The following is a 15,362-nucleotide window of genomic DNA, read 5'->3' as shown; positions in this document are numbered from 1 at the left end:
AGAGTCCTCATTTGGCGTCTTTATTGACCGTATTGAGCAGAAATTTACCGATCAGGTCCTCAAGCACCAGCGACGACTGTGTGTCGTGGATGGTGGAACCATCCTTGAGCAGAGCTGTTTCGCCACCCACGCTGATCCCGATGTACTTCTCGCCCAGCAAGCCCGCGGTGAGGATAGACGCGGTGGAGTCGGTTGGTAGGTTATCTACCTTTTTGTCCAACTGCATCGTCACTCGCCCGGTGAAGCTGTCGCGATCCAGATCGATTGCCGAGACCTTGCCAATGGTCACACCGGCCATGGTCACTTTAGCTCTGACAGTCAAACCGGCGATATTGTCGAAGTACGCGTAAAGTTTATAAGTATCGGCGGTGGGGCTGGCCGAAAGGCCACTGACTCGCAGGGCCAGCAACAGTAAAGCCAGGATGCCAGCCAGCAAGAAAAGGCCGACACCGATTTCCACAGTGCGGTTTTGCATCAGAAATCTCCAAACATCAAGGCGGTCAAAATAAAGTCAAGGCCCAGTACCGCCAGCGAGGCGTACACAACGGTCTTGGTGGTGGCGCGACTGATCCCTTCTGAAGTGGGCTCACAGTCATAGCCTTGGAATACGGCGATCCAGGTCACGACAAAGGCGAAGACAATGCTCTTAATGATGCCATTGAACACATCGCCGCTGAAGTTCACGCTGTTTTGCATGTTGGACCAGTAGGAGCCTTCATAGACCCCCAGCCAGTCCACCGCCACCCACGAACCGCCCCAGATACCCACCACGCTGAAGATCATCGCCAGCAGCGGCAGGGAAATGAAGCCGGCCCACAGGCGCGGGGCAACAATGTACTTGAGCGGGTCCACGCCGATCATCTCGAGGCTGGACAACTGCTCGGTGGACTTCATGTTGCCGATTTCGGCGGTCAGCGCGGAACCGGCACGCCCGGCGAACAACAGGGCCGTGACGACCGGGCCGAGTTCACGCAACAGCGTCAGGGCGACCATCTGCCCCACCGCCTGCTCCGAGCCGTAGCTGGACAGGATATTGAAGCCTTGCAACGCCAGCACCATGCCGATGAAGAGCCCGGAGACCACGATGATCACCAGGGACATCACACCAACGGAGTGCAGTTGCTTGATCAGCAGGCCGAAGCTGCCGCCAATGCCACCACGGCCGAGCAAGGCGTGGAACAGGAAAATCGTCGAGCGGCCGAGCACTTCGATGATGTCGATGCCGGAACGACCGAAAAGGCGCACCTTCTCGATAAGAGATGTCTTGCGCATCAGCGCTTCCCCAGAAGATCTGAGCGGTAGTCCGCTGCCGGAAAATGAAAAGGCACCGGGCCATCGGGATCGCCGGTCATGAATTGGCGAATGCGCGGGTTGTCAGCGTTCATCAGTTCTTCCGGTGTTCCCTGCCCCAGCACCTGGCCATCACCGACCACATAGAGGTAGTCGGCAATGCTCGCAGTTTCGGCCAGGTCGTGGGAGACCACGATACTGGTGATCCCCAGCGCATCGTTGAGCAGGCGGATCAGGCGCACCAGCACGCCCATGGCGATCGGGTCCTGTCCCACGAAGGGCTCGTCATACATGAGAATCTGCGGATCGAGGGCAATGGCACGCGCCAGGGCGACACGACGTTTCATACCGCCAGACAGTTCGTCCGGCATCAGGTCGATGGCACCGCGAAGGCCCACGGCCTGCAGTTTCAGCAGCACGATGTCACGAATCATTTCATCGGACAGCTGGGTATGCACCCGCAGCGGAAACGCTACGTTTTCGAACACATCGAGGTCGGTGAACAGCGCACCGCTTTGGAACAGGACCCCCATGTGCTTGCGCGCATCGAACAGATCGCTGCGCGACAGCGTCGGCAGGTTCTGGCCGTTGACCCATACTTCGCCGGCGTTGGGCCGCAATTGCATGCCCATCAGGCGCAACAGGGTGGTCTTGCCGCAACCGGAAGGTCCCATGATGCCCGTGACCTTGCCACGGGGAATGCGAATATCGACGTTATTGAAGATGCTGCGCGTCCCGCGCTTGAAGGTAAGGCCCTTCAGCTCGACCGCGTAGGCGTTATCGGCACTCATCTAAACTCCTTGGAATGCAGCCTTTCACTCAGACACCACGTTTGCGACAAACGTTTGCAACGGTCGCGCAATATAGTTAGCCACATGGGCTGGGTGGACCGAACTGGCGGCGAACTATATCACTGCTGGTGCAGCGCCCCCAAGGCCGGAACAGCGCTTGTTCAGATTGGGGACAGGGAAAAACCGTTGCCGGCTATGTTACCGAGGAAGGAGTCTGAAGCGCCTGACGACTAAAGACTGACGAACTTGCGTGAGCGAATTGATCATTACCGTTATAATCGTCGACTTTTCGTCAGGCTATACGATTTCAGACATGAGCCAATCCAGCGACCTTATCCAATCCGCACAACGCACCATCCGCCTCGAGCTTGAAGCCGTAGAAGGCTTGTTGGCCCATATCGACGCAGATTTCGTGCGTGCCTGCGAGATGATTCTGGCCAGCAAAGGCCGCGTTGTCGTGGTCGGCATGGGCAAGTCCGGTCATGTCGGCAGCAAGATCGCCGCTACCCTGGCAAGCACCGGGACCACAGCGTTTTTCGTCCACCCGGCCGAAGCCAGCCATGGCGACATGGGCATGATCACCAAGGATGACATCATCCTTGCACTGTCCAACTCCGGCACCACCAACGAAATCGTGACCCTGCTGCCGCTGATCAAACGCCTGGGCATCCAGATGATCAGCATCACCGGCAACCCGGAGTCGACGCTGGCCAAGGCCGCCGAAGTAAACCTGAATGTTCACGTGACCGCTGAGGCCTGCCCGCTGAACCTGGCACCGACCTCCTCCACCACCGCCGCGCTGGTCATGGGCGATGCCTTGGCCGTGGCGCTGCTGGAAGCACGCGGGTTTACGGCGGAAGACTTCGCATTTTCCCATCCGGGCGGCGCACTGGGCCGACGCCTGCTGTTGAAAGTGGAAAACGTCATGCATTCCGGCGATGAGCTGCCCCAGGTACAGCGCGGCACACTGCTGAAGGACGCGCTCATGGAGATGACCCGCAAGGGCCTGGGCATGACCGTGATCCTGGAAGCCGACGGACGCCTGGCCGGCGTCTTCACCGACGGAGACCTGCGCCGCACCCTGGACCGCACTATCGATATCCACACCGCCACCATCGATGCCGTGATGACCCCCCACGGCAAGACTGCACGCGCGGAAATGCTCGCGGCCGAAGCCCTGAAGATCATGGAAGACCATAAGATCGGCGCGCTGGTGGTGGTCGATGGCGACGACCGCCCGATTGGCGCCCTGAACATGCACGACTTGCTGCGTGCGGGAGTGATGTAAATGACCAGCGACCTGTTGCAACGCGGCAAACACATCAAGTTGGCGATTTTCGACGTTGACGGTGTGCTGACTGATGGCCGCCTGTACTTCCTCGAAGACGGCAGCGAATTCAAGACATTCAACACCCTCGACGGCCAGGGCATCAAGATGCTCATGGCGGCGGGCGTGCAAACCGCGATTATCAGCGGTCGAAAAACCCCCGTTGTGGAACGCCGCGCACAAAACCTGGGGATTCCTCACCTGTATCAGGGCCGGGAGGATAAACTAGTCGTCCTGGACGAGCTGCTTGGCCAACTCAACCTAAGCTATGAGCAGGTTGCCTATCTGGGCGACGATCTGCCCGACCTGCCGGTGATCCGCCGGGTGGGCTTGGGCATGGCTGTCGCCAATGCGGCGGCATTTGTTCGCGAGCATGCCCACGGCATCACCACCGCCCGTGGTGGCGAAGGCGCCGCACGCGAGTTCTGCGAGCTGATCCTGCGTGCCCAGGGCAGCCTTGAAGCGGCCCACGCCGCCTACCTATAGAGCGTTTTATGCTGAGCAAAAAGATTCGCAACTTCCTGCTATTCGGGGTCATCGCCGCGCTGTTCCTGGCGGTAGGCTACTGGAATATCAGCCCGGAGCGCTTTCTCGACCAGCCTGTTGCGCAGGTTGACCAAGGCGCTATCGACTATTACGCCACCAATGCCTACAGCGTGCAGTTCCTACCTGACGGCAAAGTGCAGTACGAAATGACATCGGACAAAGTCGAACACTTGAAGGCATCCGAAGTCACCCTGCTGACCAACCCCGACCTGAATCTGTACCGCGGCACCGAATTCCCCTGGCACGTCACCAGCAAGCGTGGCGAAGTCAACCCGGACGGCACCGAAGTGGAACTGATCGACTCGGTGCGCGTCGCACGGACTGACGCGCAGAACCGCGACACCATCATTACCAGCAGTCGCATGACCGTATTCCCACAGAAGCAATATGCGCAGACCGAGCAAGACGTTAGAATCGACGGCGCTGGCGGCGTATCGACTGGCAAGGGAATGAAAGCGTATTTGAAAGAAAGCAGGATACACCTGCTATCGAACGTAAGAGGACAGTATGAGGCTCGTTAAAACCCTCCCTATTTTGCTCGGTCTGGGCGCAGCACTGGGAAGCGTGAGCGCCTGGGCTCTGCCGAACGATAGCCAGCAACCGATCCACATTTCGGCCGACGATGCACAGCTCGACGACAAGCAAGGCGTCGCGACCTACACCGGCGGTGTGATCATTACCCAGGGCTCGATGAAGATCACCGGCAACACGGTGACGCTGACTCGCACCCCCGCTGGCGACATCGACGTCGTGACTTCCGTGGGCAACCTGGCTTACTTCGAACAGAAGCAGGCGCCCGCCGATACCGCACCAATGAAGGGCTACGGTAAAACCATCCAGTATCACGCCCAGCAAAACCGCATCGTGCTGCTCGACCAGGCCAAGGTACTGAGCCCCGACGGCAACTCCACGGAAGGTGAGAAAATCACCTATGACACCGTGAAGCAGGTCGCCAACGCCGGTCGTGCCAACGGCACCAAGGTCACCGCACCACGCCCACGTATCGACATGGTTATCCAGCCGAAGAAGAAGGCCGAGTAATGGCAACCCTGAAAGCCCAGCATCTGGCCAAGGCCTATAAAGGCCGTCAGGTCGTGCGCGACGTCAGCCTGTCGATCGAGAGCGGCCAGATCGTCGGCCTGCTTGGCCCCAACGGTGCCGGCAAGACCACTTGCTTCTATATGATCGTCGGCCTGGTTCAGGCAGACCAGGGTCGCGTGTTGATCGACGACCTGGACGTCAGCCACCAGCCGATGCACGGCCGTGCGCGCGCCGGTATCGGCTATCTCCCCCAGGAGGCGTCGATCTTCCGCAAACTGTCGGTCGCCGATAACATCATGGCGATCCTCGAGACCCGTAAGGAACTCGACCGCGACGGCCGCCGCAAGGAGCTGGAAAGCCTGCTGCAGGAGTTCCACATCAACCACATTCGCGACAACCTCGGCATGAGTTTGTCCGGTGGTGAACGTCGCCGCGTGGAGATTGCCCGCGCACTGGCCACTGCGCCGAAGTTCATCCTGCTGGACGAACCTTTTGCCGGTGTCGACCCGATCTCGGTTGGCGACATCAAGCAGATCATCCATCACCTCAAGGCCAAGGGCATCGGTGTACTGATCACCGACCACAATGTCCGCGAGACCCTCGATATCTGCGAAACTGCATATATCGTCAACGATGGGCAACTGATCGCAGAAGGCGATTCGGCCACTATCCTGGCCAACGAACTGGTCAAGGAAGTGTATCTGGGCCACGAGTTCCGCCTGTAAGCCTGCCTTTAGAAAATGGCGGTGGCAGGCCGTTCGCCAAGGTGCGCGGGAGTCAATGAAAACCTCCGGATTTTTATTGTTACCGCGCTCTAGGCAAAGCCCCCGATATCAGGCATATAATTTGCTTATGTTTGGCGCTCACGCGCCCTGTCGTGGATGGCGCATTGCGCCGGCGAATAAGGTGTTAAGCCCCTGCCATGAAACCATCGCTAGTCCTGAGAATGGGCCAGCAGCTGACGATGACACCGCAGCTGCAACAGGCCATCCGCCTGCTCCAATTGTCGACACTGGACCTGCAACAGGAAATCCAGGAAGCCCTGGAGTCCAATCCGATGCTCGAACGCCAGGAAGAAGGCGACGACTTCGATAATGCAGACCCACTGGCCGACAACGTCGAGCAAAAACCCAATTCCGACGTGCAGGAACCCTCTTACCAGGAAACCGCCCCTACGGTGGATAACCTGGAGGAAGGCGAATGGAACGAACGCATTCCCAACGAACTTCCCGTGGACACCGCCTGGGAGGACGTCTACCAGACCAGCGCCAGCAGCCTGCCGAGCAATGATGACGACGAGTGGGATTTCACCACCCGCACCTCTGCCGGCGAGAGCCTGCAGAGCCACTTGCTGTGGCAATTGAACCTGGCACCGATGTCCGACACCGATCGCCTGATCGCCGTGACCCTGATCGACTGCATCAATAACCAGGGTTATCTGGACGAGACGCTCGAAGAGATTCTCGAAGCCTTCGATCCGGAACTGGACATCGAGCTGGACGAAATCGAAGCCGTCCTGCACCGCATCCAACAGTTCGAGCCCGCCGGCATTGGCGCACGCAACCTCAGCGAGTGCCTGTTGCTGCAATTGCGCCAACTGCCCGCCAAGACCCCTTGGCTCGCTGAAGCCCAACGCCTGGTCACCGACTACATCGACCTGCTGGGCAGCCGCGACTACAGCCAACTGATGCGCCGCATGAAGCTCAAGGAAGACGACCTGCGCCACGTCATCGAGCTGGTGCAAAGCCTCAACCCGCGTCCGGGCTCGCAGATCGAGTCCAGTGAAGCCGAATACGTCGTCCCCGATGTGATCGTGCGCAAGGACAACGAGCGCTGGCTGGTGGAACTGAACCAGGAATCGGTGCCGCGCCTGCGGGTCAACCCGCAATATGCCGGTTTCGTGCGTCGTGCCGACACCAGTGCCGACAACACCTTCATGCGCAACCAATTGCAGGAAGCGCGCTGGTTCATCAAGAGCCTGCAAAGCCGCAACGAAACCCTGATGAAAGTCGCCACCCAGATCGTCGAGCACCAGCGCGGCTTCCTCGAATACGGCGACGAAGCGATGAAACCCCTGGTTCTGCACGACATCGCAGAAGCGGTGGGCATGCACGAATCGACGATTTCCCGGGTAACGACGCAAAAATTCATGCATACCCCACGGGGTATATATGAGTTGAAGTACTTTTTCTCCAGCCACGTCAGCACCTCCGAAGGCGGCGAATGCTCGTCCACGGCGATCCGCGCGATCATCAAAAAACTGGTTGCCGCGGAAAATCAGAAAAAGCCGTTGAGTGACAGCAAGATCGCTGGTTTACTGGAGGCACAAGGCATTCAGGTCGCCCGTCGAACCGTCGCCAAGTACCGCGAGTCCCTTGGGATCGCGCCTTCCAGCGAGCGTAAGCGTTTGATGTGACGGGCAGGCCATAGCGTTCCAGTGGCGGGTATTCCGACCCGCCGCTTTATGCACTGGCAACGAAGGAGAAGCTGTATGCAAGTCAATATCAGTGGACACCAGCTGGAAGTGACCGACGCGCTGCGCACCTATATCGGCGAAAAACTCAAACGAATTGAGGGGCATTTCGACAAGATCACCAACGTGCAAGTGATTATGACCGTCGAAAAGCTGAAGCAGAAAATCGAAGCCACCTTGCGTATACCCGGCGGGGAAGTCGTCGCCAATGCTGAGCATTCTGATATGTATGCCGCCATTGACGATCTGACCGACAAGCTGGATCGCCAAATCAAAAAGCATAAGGAAAAGCAGCAGAGCCTTCTTCAGGGCACCGGCCGCTAACACTCCCCACCCATGATCCGACTTGAAACCATCCTGACCCCCCGCCGTTCCCTTGTGAACGCGCTGGGGGGCAGCAAGAAGAAAACCCTCGAAGAGATTGCCGACCTAATCAGCCGAGAAGTGCCTGGACTGGTGAAGCAAGACGTCTACGAGGCACTGATTGCCCGTGAAAAACTCGGTTCAACCGGTTTTGGTAACGGCATCGCCATTCCTCACTGCCGCCTAAAAGGCTGCGAGACACCTGTCAGCGCCCTGCTGCACCTGAAAGCTCCCATCGATTTCGACGCCATCGACGGTGCCCCGGTCGACCTGCTGTTTGTGTTGCTGGTCCCGCAAGCCGCCACCGATGCACACCTGGAACTGCTCCGGCAGATTGCCAGCATGCTCGACCGCAAGGAAGTACGCGACAAACTGCGCAGCGCCAGCAGCAATGAGGCGTTGTATCAGGTTGTCCTGGATGAACAAAACGGGCATTAATCATGCGTTTGATCATCGTCAGCGGCCGTTCCGGCTCAGGTAAAAGCACCGCCCTCAATGTTCTTGAGGACAACGGTTTCTATTGCATCGACAACCTGCCCGCCGGCCTGCTGCCGGAGTTGGCGGAGCGCGCGCTGATCCACACCGAACTGGCACAGCCGCTGGTCGCCGTGTCGATCGATGCCCGCAACCTGCCCAGCCACCTCTCGCGCTTCCCGGCACTGCTCGAGGAAGTACGCGCCAAGCACATTCATTGCGATGTGCTGTACCTGGACGCAGACGAAGAAACCCTGCTCAAACGCTTCTCCGAGACCCGTCGACGCCACCCCCTCAGCAGCCCGCATCGTTCGCTGGCCGAAGCCATCGAGGACGAGACCAAGCTGCTGGGGCCGATCATTGACCTCGCCGACCTCAAGATCAACACCACCAGCCTCAACCTGTACCAACTACGCGATGCCATCAAGCTACGCCTGCTGAACCAGCCCGAACCCGGCACGGCCTTTCTGGTCGAGTCGTTTGGCTTCAAGCGCGGTATGCCGGTGGATGCCGACCTGGTATTCGATGTGCGCTGCCTGCCCAATCCCTACTGGAAGCCGGAGTTGCGTGATCAATCAGGGCTGGATCAGCCTGTGGCGGACTATCTGGCCGCGCAACCGGATGTCGAGGAAATGTTCCAGGACATCTCCAGCTACCTGCTCAAATGGTTGCCGCGCTTTGCCGCGAGCAACCGGGCCTATGTCACCATTGCCATCGGCTGCACCGGCGGCCACCACCGTTCCGTCTATCTGACCGAACGCCTGGGCCAGACGCTGCAACAAACCCTCAAGAACGTCCAGGTTCGCCACCGCGACCTTAGCTGAAAGGAACACCCCCGCGATGCCCGCTCTGGAAATTGAAATCATCAACAAGCTGGGCCTGCACGCCCGGGCCTCGGCCAAGTTCGTCGGCATCGCCGGGCAGTTCCCCTGCCAGGTCCGCGCTGGGCGCACCCCAGAGTCCATGGTCGACGGCAAAAGCATCATGGCGATGATGATGCTGGCCGCCGGCAAGGGCACCAAGATTCATTTGAGGACCGAAGGCGAGCAAGAGCAGGAGGCGATGGACGCCCTGGTCAAGCTGATCAATAACTTCTTTGATGAGGGTGAATAAGCCCACCCTTTGAGCCAGAGGCTGAAGCCGCAACAGCTTCAGCCTAACGCGGTATCCATCACCATCATCAAACAGAACCCGATGCACAGCCCCAGGCTGGCGAGCTGTTCATGGCCATTGCGCCGCGATTCGGGGATCACCTCGTGAGTGACCACCAGCAGCATCGCGCCGGCGGCCAACGCCAAGCCTAGCGGCAGCAACACCTCTGCCAGGCTCACCAACCAGGCACAGAGCACGGCAAATATCGGCTCGACCAGTCCCGAGGTCGCACCGATCAGGAACGCTTTGACCCGCGACATCCCTGCCCCGGCCAACACCAACGCAATCACCAGGCCTTCGGGCACATCCTGCAAGGCAATGCCCATGGCCAGGCTGTCGGCATCCGGCATACCGCCGCCCGCCGAAACGCCCACGGCCATACCCTCCGGGATGTTGTGCGCAATGATGGCAAATACGAACAGCCAGATGCGTGGCGGGATCACCGGGTGCTCCGGCGTGCCTACCAGCATTTCCGGGCTGGCACCGGAGACCTTGCGGTCGACCAGGTACAACCCGAACGCCCCCAGCAGGATGCCAACGCTGATCAAGCCACTCGCGCCCCACGGGGTGAGTCCCAGGCCTTCAGCCGCCGCAATGCCCGGTACGATCAGTGAAAACGCCGTCGCCGCGAGCATCACTCCGGCACCAAAACCCAGCAAGGTATCGCTCAACGCTGCCGGCATGCGCCGGATAACCAACACAGGCACGGCGCCCAACGCGGTGCCGAGCGCGCAGATCGCCCCGCCCTGCAAGGCCCGCAGGATACGCGGCTCCAAGTCCAGCCAGGCGAATCCTTGAGCCACCAGCAATGCAGTACCTGCCAATAGCAGCAGCGAGCCAAACGCATAACGAAACATTCGCCCGCTGCTGATCGCCAGTGTTTCAGTGCCCATAGTCAGCCTTAAGTCTTGGTAGAGAGGGTGATATCAGGCCAGGGCGGCCTGGTAGCGGGCGGTAACTTCCGGCCAGTTGATAACCCTGTAGAAAGCATTGATGTATTCAGGCCGACGGTTCTGGTACAGCAGGTAGTAGGCGTGTTCCCACACATCCAGGCCGAGGATCGGGGTGTTGCCGTTCATGAGCGGGCTGTCCTGGTTGCCGCTGCTCTCCACCACTAAGGTCTTTTGCGGGGTGACGCAAAGCCAGGCCCAACCGCTGCCGAAGCGCGTCAACGCGGCTTTGGTGAAGGCGTCCTTGAAACTGTCGAAGCCGTCCAGTTGCTCATCGATCGCCTGGCCCAGCGCGCCCTCGGGTTTGCCGCCACCTTTGGGCGACATTACCGCCCAGAACAACGAGTGGTTGGCATGACCACCGCCTTGATTGATTACCGCAGCGCGCAGTTTTTCGGGCAGTTGCTGGACGCTCGATACCAGCTTCTCTACCGGCCAGCCCGCAAACTCGGTGCCCTCCACGGCGGCATTGAGGTTGTTGATATAAGTCTGGTGGTGCTTGGTGTAGTGAATTTCCATGGTTTGCGCATCGATATGCGGCTCCAGAGCATCGTAGGCGTAAGGCAAGGCAGGCAAGGTGTAGGACATATCAGTGTGCTCCGTATTGAGGAGGGGTCGGTTGCGCCGCAGTACCGCCCAGCAAGCGATGGGTACGGGGGTATTCGCCGTAATCGCTGATGAAGTTCAACAGTTCGACGTAGGTTTTGCTGCTCTGGCGCAGCGCCGCGTCACGTAGTTGCGGGCTCAGGCGCCGGTCCTGCAGGGTCTGTAACAGGCGCTGGTGGATGGCGCAAAGGTATTCCGCGCTTTCTTCCGGCTGGTTCAGGCGCAAGTGCAGGTCCGCCAGGTTGTGATGGGAAATGACACAGGCGGCGACTGCTTCGTCGGCGTTCGCCCAGCGTTCGAACAACACTTGAGCCAGGGCCAGGGCTTGTAAATAGGCTTCGCGAGCGTCGACCAGTTCGCCCTGCATAAAGCAGCGATTGGCCCGTTCGATCGTGCGTTTCCAATGCTCCATGGTGAGCCTCCAAAGCAGGGTCGATGATTACACGCCGCCGGCTGTGAGCTTTTCCGGGTCCAGCAGGACCTCCAGTTGGCTGCGCGGCAAGTTCGTGTGTTCGAGGGCGACATCAATCACCGGACGACCTTGCTGATAGGCTTGCTTGGCGATTTCAGCGGCCTTTTGGTAACCAATGATCGGGTTGAGTGCGGTGACCAGAATCGGGTTGCGCGACAGCGCCTCCTTGAGTTTTGCCTCATTGACCTTGAAGCTGTCGATGGCCTTGTCCGCCAGCAGGCGGCTGGAATTGGCCAGCAGTTCGAGGCTGTTGAGCAGGTTCTGGGCGATGATCGGCAGCATCACGTTCAGTTCGAAGTTGCCGGATTGGCCGGCAATGGTGATCACCGTGTCATTGCCGATGACTTGCGCGGCAACCATGGCAGTCGCTTCCGGGATCACCGGGTTGACCTTGCCGGGCATGATCGAAGAACCGGGCTGCAGCCCTTCCAGTTCGATTTCACCCAGGCCTGCCAGCGGGCCGGAGTTCATCCAGCGCAAGTCGTTGGCGATTTTCATCAACGACACCGCGATAGCTTTCAACTGGCCGGAGACGGCGACGGCGGTGTCCTGGGAGCCGATCAACGCGAACAGGTTCTTGCCCGGGGTGAATTGCACGCCGGTCAAGCTGCTCAGTTGCTGGCTGAAACGCGCCGCGAACTCCGGGTGCGCGTTGATCCCAGTGCCGACAGCCGTACCGCCCTGGGCCAGAGCTTGCAGGCTCGGCAGCAGGTCCTGCAGATGAGCGATATTGGCCTTGAGCTGCTGCGCCCAACCATTGAGCACCTGGCTCATGCGCACCGGCATAGCGTCCATCAGGTGCGTGCGGCCGGTCTTGATGAACGGGCGGACCTCTTCGGCCTTCTGTTCGATGACCTGCACCAGGTGCTGCAACGCCGGCAACGTTTGCTCATGCAGCACCAGCGCCGCACTGACGTGGATAGTGGTTGGGATGACGTCGTTGCTGCTTTGGCCGCAGTTCACGTGATCGTTGGGGTTGACCGCCTCGCCGAGCAAACGGCTGGCCAGGGTCGCGATCACTTCGTTGGCGTTCATATTGGAACTGGTGCCGGAACCGGTCTGGAAAATATCCACCGGGAAGTGCGGCATGAAATCGCCTTCCAGCAAGCCTTGAGCGGCATCGACGATAGCCTTGCCCTGCCCTTCGCTGATTTGCTTGAGGTCGACGTTGACCTTGGCCGCTGCCACTTTGGCCAGGATCAGCGCACGAATGAATGGCGCCGGCATGCGCTGGTGACTGATCGGAAAGTTGTTCACCGCGCGCTGGGTTTGCGCGCCGTACAAGGCCTCGGCGGGGACTTGCAGTTCGCCCATGCTGTCACGTTCGATACGGCTATTACTCATCGGAAGATCCTTGCACCCAGTCAGAAACGGAAATCGAAGGCAGCAATTCGCACGTCGCCAATTGCCAGGCAAAGCTCTGCCAGCGCTTGAGGCGGCAGGCACAGCGGGAGAGTTTTTCCAGGTCGCGCAGCGGGCGCCAGGCCTGGTCCAGGCACTGGGATCGCCAATGCCACGGCAAGGCGATGTCGGTGGCGGTGTCGATCAGCAGGCGGAAGGCCGTTTCAGCGATCGTCCACGGATGGGTCGCGGTGCAACACGCGAGGTATCGACCTTCATTGAGGTAGTGTTCGATCAGGCGCGGCTCATTGGGATCGAGGCAGCAGCGAATCTGACGACTCATCCAACGCCAGCTTTCCAGGTAGGGGTCCTCATGCAGGACAGCACTCATGATCCGCACTCACTTGATAATGATATTTATTATTAATTGATATTGAGAATCAAAACAAGAGCGCCAAACCAATCAACCTGAAATGCAGCCACAAAAAAGGCGCGCCATCCGCAAGATGGCGCGCCTTTTGGTGAAGCGTCGGAAGGATTAGCTACCGGCGACCGTCATCCGCTCGATCAGGACCGAACCTGTACGGATGTTGCTGCGCAGCTCCAGGTCGTTACCCACGGCAACGATCTGCTTGAACATGTCGCGCATATTGCCGGCGATGGTCACTTCCTGGACGGCAAACTGGATCTCACCGTTTTCTACCCAGAAACCCGCGGCGCCGCGGGAATAATCCCCGGTGACCATATTCAAGCCCTGGCCCATCAATTCGGTCACCAGCAGGCCGCGCCCCATGCGCCGCAACAGCGCCGCCTGGTCTTCTTCGCCGTGGGTCACGAACAGGTTGTGCACACCGCCGGAGTTCGCAGTGCTCGGCAGGCCCAGTTTTCGCCCGGCATAAGTGCCCAGCACGTAGGAGACCAACTCACCGTTTTCGACGAACGGCTTGGCATAGGTCGCCAGACCATCGCCGTCGAACGACGAGCTGCCCATGGCACGCATCAGGTGCGGACGTTCATCGATGGTCAGCCACTCCGGAAACAGCTTCTGGCCAATCGCACCTTCGAGGAACGACGATTTGCGGTACAGGTTGCCGCCGGAAATCGCCCCCAGGAAACTGCCGAACAGGCCACCGGCCAGTTCGGCCGAGAACAGCACTGGCACTTCACAGGTCGGCACCGGGCGTGCGCCCAGGCGGCTCGCGGCACGTTGCGCGGCACGCCGGCCGATGCTGACCGGGTCGGCCAGCAAGTCACCCTGGCGGTTCACGTCGTACCAGTAATCGCGCTGCATCTGGCCGTTGGCTTCGGCGATCATCACGCAGCTCAGGCTGTGGCGCGTCGAGGCATAACCGCCGATAAAGCCATGGCTGTTACCGTACACGCGGCAGCCCTGATGGGTGCTCAAGGTGGTGCCGTCGGCGTTCTTGATCCGGGGATCGGCATCAAACGCCGCCGCTTCGCAGGTCAGCGCCTGTTCGATGGCTTGTTCCGGGGTGATGTCCCAGGCATGGAACAGGTCGAAATCCTGCAGGTCCTTGGCCATCAACGCCTTGTCGGCCAGACCCGAGCTTTCATCCTCGGACGTGTGCTTGGCAATCGCCAAGGCGGCGGCCACCGTCTCGCGAATCGCCTCCGGCCCACTCGCCGACGTGCTGGCCGAGCCTTTGCGCTGGCCTACATACAAGGTGATGCCAAACCCCTGGTCACGGTTGAATTCGACGGTTTCGACTTCCCGCTGACGCACCGACGTCGACAGCCCCTGCTCCAGGGACACAGCCACCTCGCAGGCACTGGCCCCCTGGCGCTTGGCCTCGGCAAGGATCTGCTCGACTTGTTCCTGCAGTGCCGGTAACGCTTGCGGACCGACGCTTTGGGCTGCACTCATGGTTTTCTCCACTCAAATTCTGCTTTCGGTTAAGGCCATCGAGCGACCGGGCCGGACAAGCGGCCCCCGACTGGTTATCATGGCGGCGTTTCTTTGCGGACTGCCACCATGGTTGATTCTTACGACGACTCCCTCGATGGGGAGAAAAGCAAAACCCAGGTCAAACGCGAGCTGCATGCTCTGGTTGACCTCGGCGAGCGCCTTACAACGCTCAAGCCTGACTTGATTGCAAAACTGCCGCTGACCGACGAAATGCGCCGGGCTCTGGCAGATGCACCCAAGCACACCGCGAATATCGCGCGTAAACGGCACATCATGTTTATCGGCAAGCTGATGCGCGATCAGGACACTGACGCGATTCTGACCCTGCTCGATCAACTCGATGCCTCCACTCGCCAGTACAACGAACGCTTCCATAACCTGGAACGTTGGCGTGACCGCCTGATCTCGGGCGATGACGCGGTGCTGGAGAAATTCGTACTGGACTACCCGGACGCGGACCGCCAGCAACTGCGCTCCCTGATCCGTCAGGCCCAGCACGAACTGGCGCAAAACAAGGCGCCGGCCACCAGCCGTAAAATCTTCAAGTACATCCGTGAGCTGGACGAGACTCAACGCGGCCTGCGTTGATCCTCTTCCCCGGGTGGCGGT

The 15,362-nt window shown here is 59.7% G+C and carries 20 protein-coding genes; 11 read left to right on the top strand and 9 right to left on the bottom strand.

All coding sequences use genetic code 11. The features are described 5' to 3' along the window. Positions 1 to 7: 7 nt before the first annotated feature. The 3 genes from mlaD to J2Y83_RS04045 are packed head-to-tail and all read right to left on the bottom strand — an operon-like array spanning position 8 to position 2,081. Positions 8 to 475, bottom strand: a complete 468-nt coding sequence (mlaD, locus tag J2Y83_RS04055) for an outer membrane lipid asymmetry maintenance protein MlaD (protein ID WP_247395982.1) — start codon at positions 473 to 475, stop codon at positions 8 to 10. Then, entirely contained in the window at positions 475 to 1,272 is a 798-nt protein-coding gene (gene mlaE, locus J2Y83_RS04050) for a lipid asymmetry maintenance ABC transporter permease subunit MlaE (protein ID WP_253393424.1), read from the bottom strand. The genes mlaD and mlaE overlap by 1 nt, the downstream gene beginning before the upstream one ends. Beyond that, positions 1,272 to 2,081, bottom strand: a complete 810-nt coding sequence (locus tag J2Y83_RS04045; protein WP_247395984.1) for an ATP-binding cassette domain-containing protein — start codon at positions 2,079 to 2,081, stop codon at positions 1,272 to 1,274. The genes mlaE and J2Y83_RS04045 overlap by 1 nt, the downstream gene beginning before the upstream one ends. A gap of 313 nt (positions 2,082 to 2,394) precedes the next feature. Here J2Y83_RS04045 and J2Y83_RS04040 point away from each other — a divergent pair, with 313 nt between their 5' ends. From J2Y83_RS04040 to J2Y83_RS03995, 10 genes are all read left to right on the top strand, one after another. Beyond that, positions 2,395 to 3,369: a KpsF/GutQ family sugar-phosphate isomerase gene (locus tag J2Y83_RS04040; RefSeq protein WP_247395985.1), complete on the top strand. Its 975-nt coding sequence runs from the start codon at positions 2,395 to 2,397 to the stop codon at positions 3,367 to 3,369. Beyond that, positions 3,370 to 3,894, top strand: a complete 525-nt coding sequence (locus tag J2Y83_RS04035) for a KdsC family phosphatase (RefSeq protein WP_017738753.1) — start codon at positions 3,370 to 3,372, stop codon at positions 3,892 to 3,894. A gap of 8 nt (positions 3,895 to 3,902) precedes the next feature. Then, complete coding sequence (gene lptC / locus J2Y83_RS04030; RefSeq protein WP_048723956.1) at positions 3,903 to 4,475, top strand: LPS export ABC transporter periplasmic protein LptC; 573 nt, start codon at positions 3,903 to 3,905, stop codon at positions 4,473 to 4,475. Further along, entirely contained in the window at positions 4,462 to 4,995 is a 534-nt protein-coding gene (lptA, locus tag J2Y83_RS04025; RefSeq protein WP_253393423.1) for a lipopolysaccharide transport periplasmic protein LptA, read from the top strand. The genes lptC and lptA overlap by 14 nt, the downstream gene beginning before the upstream one ends. Next, a complete protein-coding gene (lptB, locus tag J2Y83_RS04020) occupies positions 4,995 to 5,720 on the top strand; it encodes an LPS export ABC transporter ATP-binding protein (RefSeq protein WP_253393422.1) in 726 nt (241 codons plus the stop codon). The genes lptA and lptB overlap by 1 nt, the downstream gene beginning before the upstream one ends. 197 nt (positions 5,721 to 5,917) lie before the next feature. After that, positions 5,918 to 7,411, top strand: coding sequence for an RNA polymerase factor sigma-54 (locus tag J2Y83_RS04015; protein ID WP_247395989.1), 1,494 nt, complete (start codon positions 5,918 to 5,920; stop codon positions 7,409 to 7,411). A gap of 75 nt (positions 7,412 to 7,486) precedes the next feature. Further along, entirely contained in the window at positions 7,487 to 7,792 is a 306-nt protein-coding gene (gene hpf / locus J2Y83_RS04010) for a ribosome hibernation-promoting factor, HPF/YfiA family (RefSeq protein ID WP_017845983.1), read from the top strand. A 12-nt stretch (positions 7,793 to 7,804) separates the two neighbouring features. Next, positions 7,805 to 8,269 carry a PTS IIA-like nitrogen regulatory protein PtsN gene (ptsN, locus tag J2Y83_RS04005; protein WP_253393421.1) on the top strand — a complete coding sequence of 155 codons (465 nt, stop codon included), beginning with the start codon at positions 7,805 to 7,807 and terminating at the stop codon, positions 8,267 to 8,269. A 2-nt stretch (positions 8,270 to 8,271) separates the two neighbouring features. Then, positions 8,272 to 9,129 carry an RNase adapter RapZ gene (gene rapZ / locus J2Y83_RS04000; RefSeq protein ID WP_253393420.1) on the top strand — a complete coding sequence of 286 codons (858 nt, stop codon included), beginning with the start codon at positions 8,272 to 8,274 and terminating at the stop codon, positions 9,127 to 9,129. Positions 9,130 to 9,145: 16 nt separating this feature from the next. After that, complete coding sequence (locus J2Y83_RS03995) at positions 9,146 to 9,418, top strand: HPr family phosphocarrier protein (RefSeq protein ID WP_247395996.1); 273 nt, start codon at positions 9,146 to 9,148, stop codon at positions 9,416 to 9,418. A gap of 38 nt (positions 9,419 to 9,456) precedes the next feature. Here J2Y83_RS03995 and J2Y83_RS03990 read toward each other — a convergent pair whose 3' ends face one another. The 6 genes from J2Y83_RS03990 to pmbA form a co-directional block, all read right to left on the bottom strand. Further along, on the bottom strand, positions 9,457 to 10,350 hold the full coding sequence (locus J2Y83_RS03990) for a ZIP family metal transporter (protein WP_253393419.1): 894 nt from the start codon (positions 10,348 to 10,350) through the stop codon (positions 9,457 to 9,459). Positions 10,351 to 10,383: 33 nt separating this feature from the next. Further along, positions 10,384 to 10,995, bottom strand: coding sequence for a superoxide dismutase (locus J2Y83_RS03985; protein WP_253393418.1), 612 nt, complete (start codon positions 10,993 to 10,995; stop codon positions 10,384 to 10,386). Position 10,996: 1 nt separating this feature from the next. Further along, complete coding sequence (locus J2Y83_RS03980) at positions 10,997 to 11,425, bottom strand: hypothetical protein (protein WP_247395999.1); 429 nt, start codon at positions 11,423 to 11,425, stop codon at positions 10,997 to 10,999. 27 nt (positions 11,426 to 11,452) lie between these two features. Then, positions 11,453 to 12,829, bottom strand: coding sequence for a class II fumarate hydratase (locus tag J2Y83_RS03975; RefSeq protein WP_253393417.1), 1,377 nt, complete (start codon positions 12,827 to 12,829; stop codon positions 11,453 to 11,455). Next, a complete protein-coding gene (locus J2Y83_RS03970; RefSeq protein WP_253393416.1) occupies positions 12,822 to 13,217 on the bottom strand; it encodes a FagA protein in 396 nt (131 codons plus the stop codon). The genes J2Y83_RS03975 and J2Y83_RS03970 overlap by 8 nt, the downstream gene beginning before the upstream one ends. Positions 13,218 to 13,364: 147 nt before the next feature. Then, positions 13,365 to 14,711, bottom strand: coding sequence for a metalloprotease PmbA (gene pmbA / locus J2Y83_RS03965; RefSeq protein ID WP_247396002.1), 1,347 nt, complete (start codon positions 14,709 to 14,711; stop codon positions 13,365 to 13,367). Between the two features lie 108 nt (positions 14,712 to 14,819). On the opposite strand from pmbA, the gene yjgA reads away from it, so the two are divergent. Then, a complete protein-coding gene (gene yjgA, locus J2Y83_RS03960) occupies positions 14,820 to 15,341 on the top strand; it encodes a ribosome biogenesis factor YjgA (protein ID WP_010567685.1) in 522 nt (173 codons plus the stop codon). Positions 15,342 to 15,362 lie beyond the last annotated feature (21 nt).

This window comes from Pseudomonas marginalis, from assembly GCF_024169655.1.
Classification (GTDB): domain Bacteria; phylum Pseudomonadota; class Gammaproteobacteria; order Pseudomonadales; family Pseudomonadaceae; genus Aquipseudomonas; species Aquipseudomonas paraveronii.
This window is presented reverse-complemented; position numbering and strand designations above follow the sequence as displayed.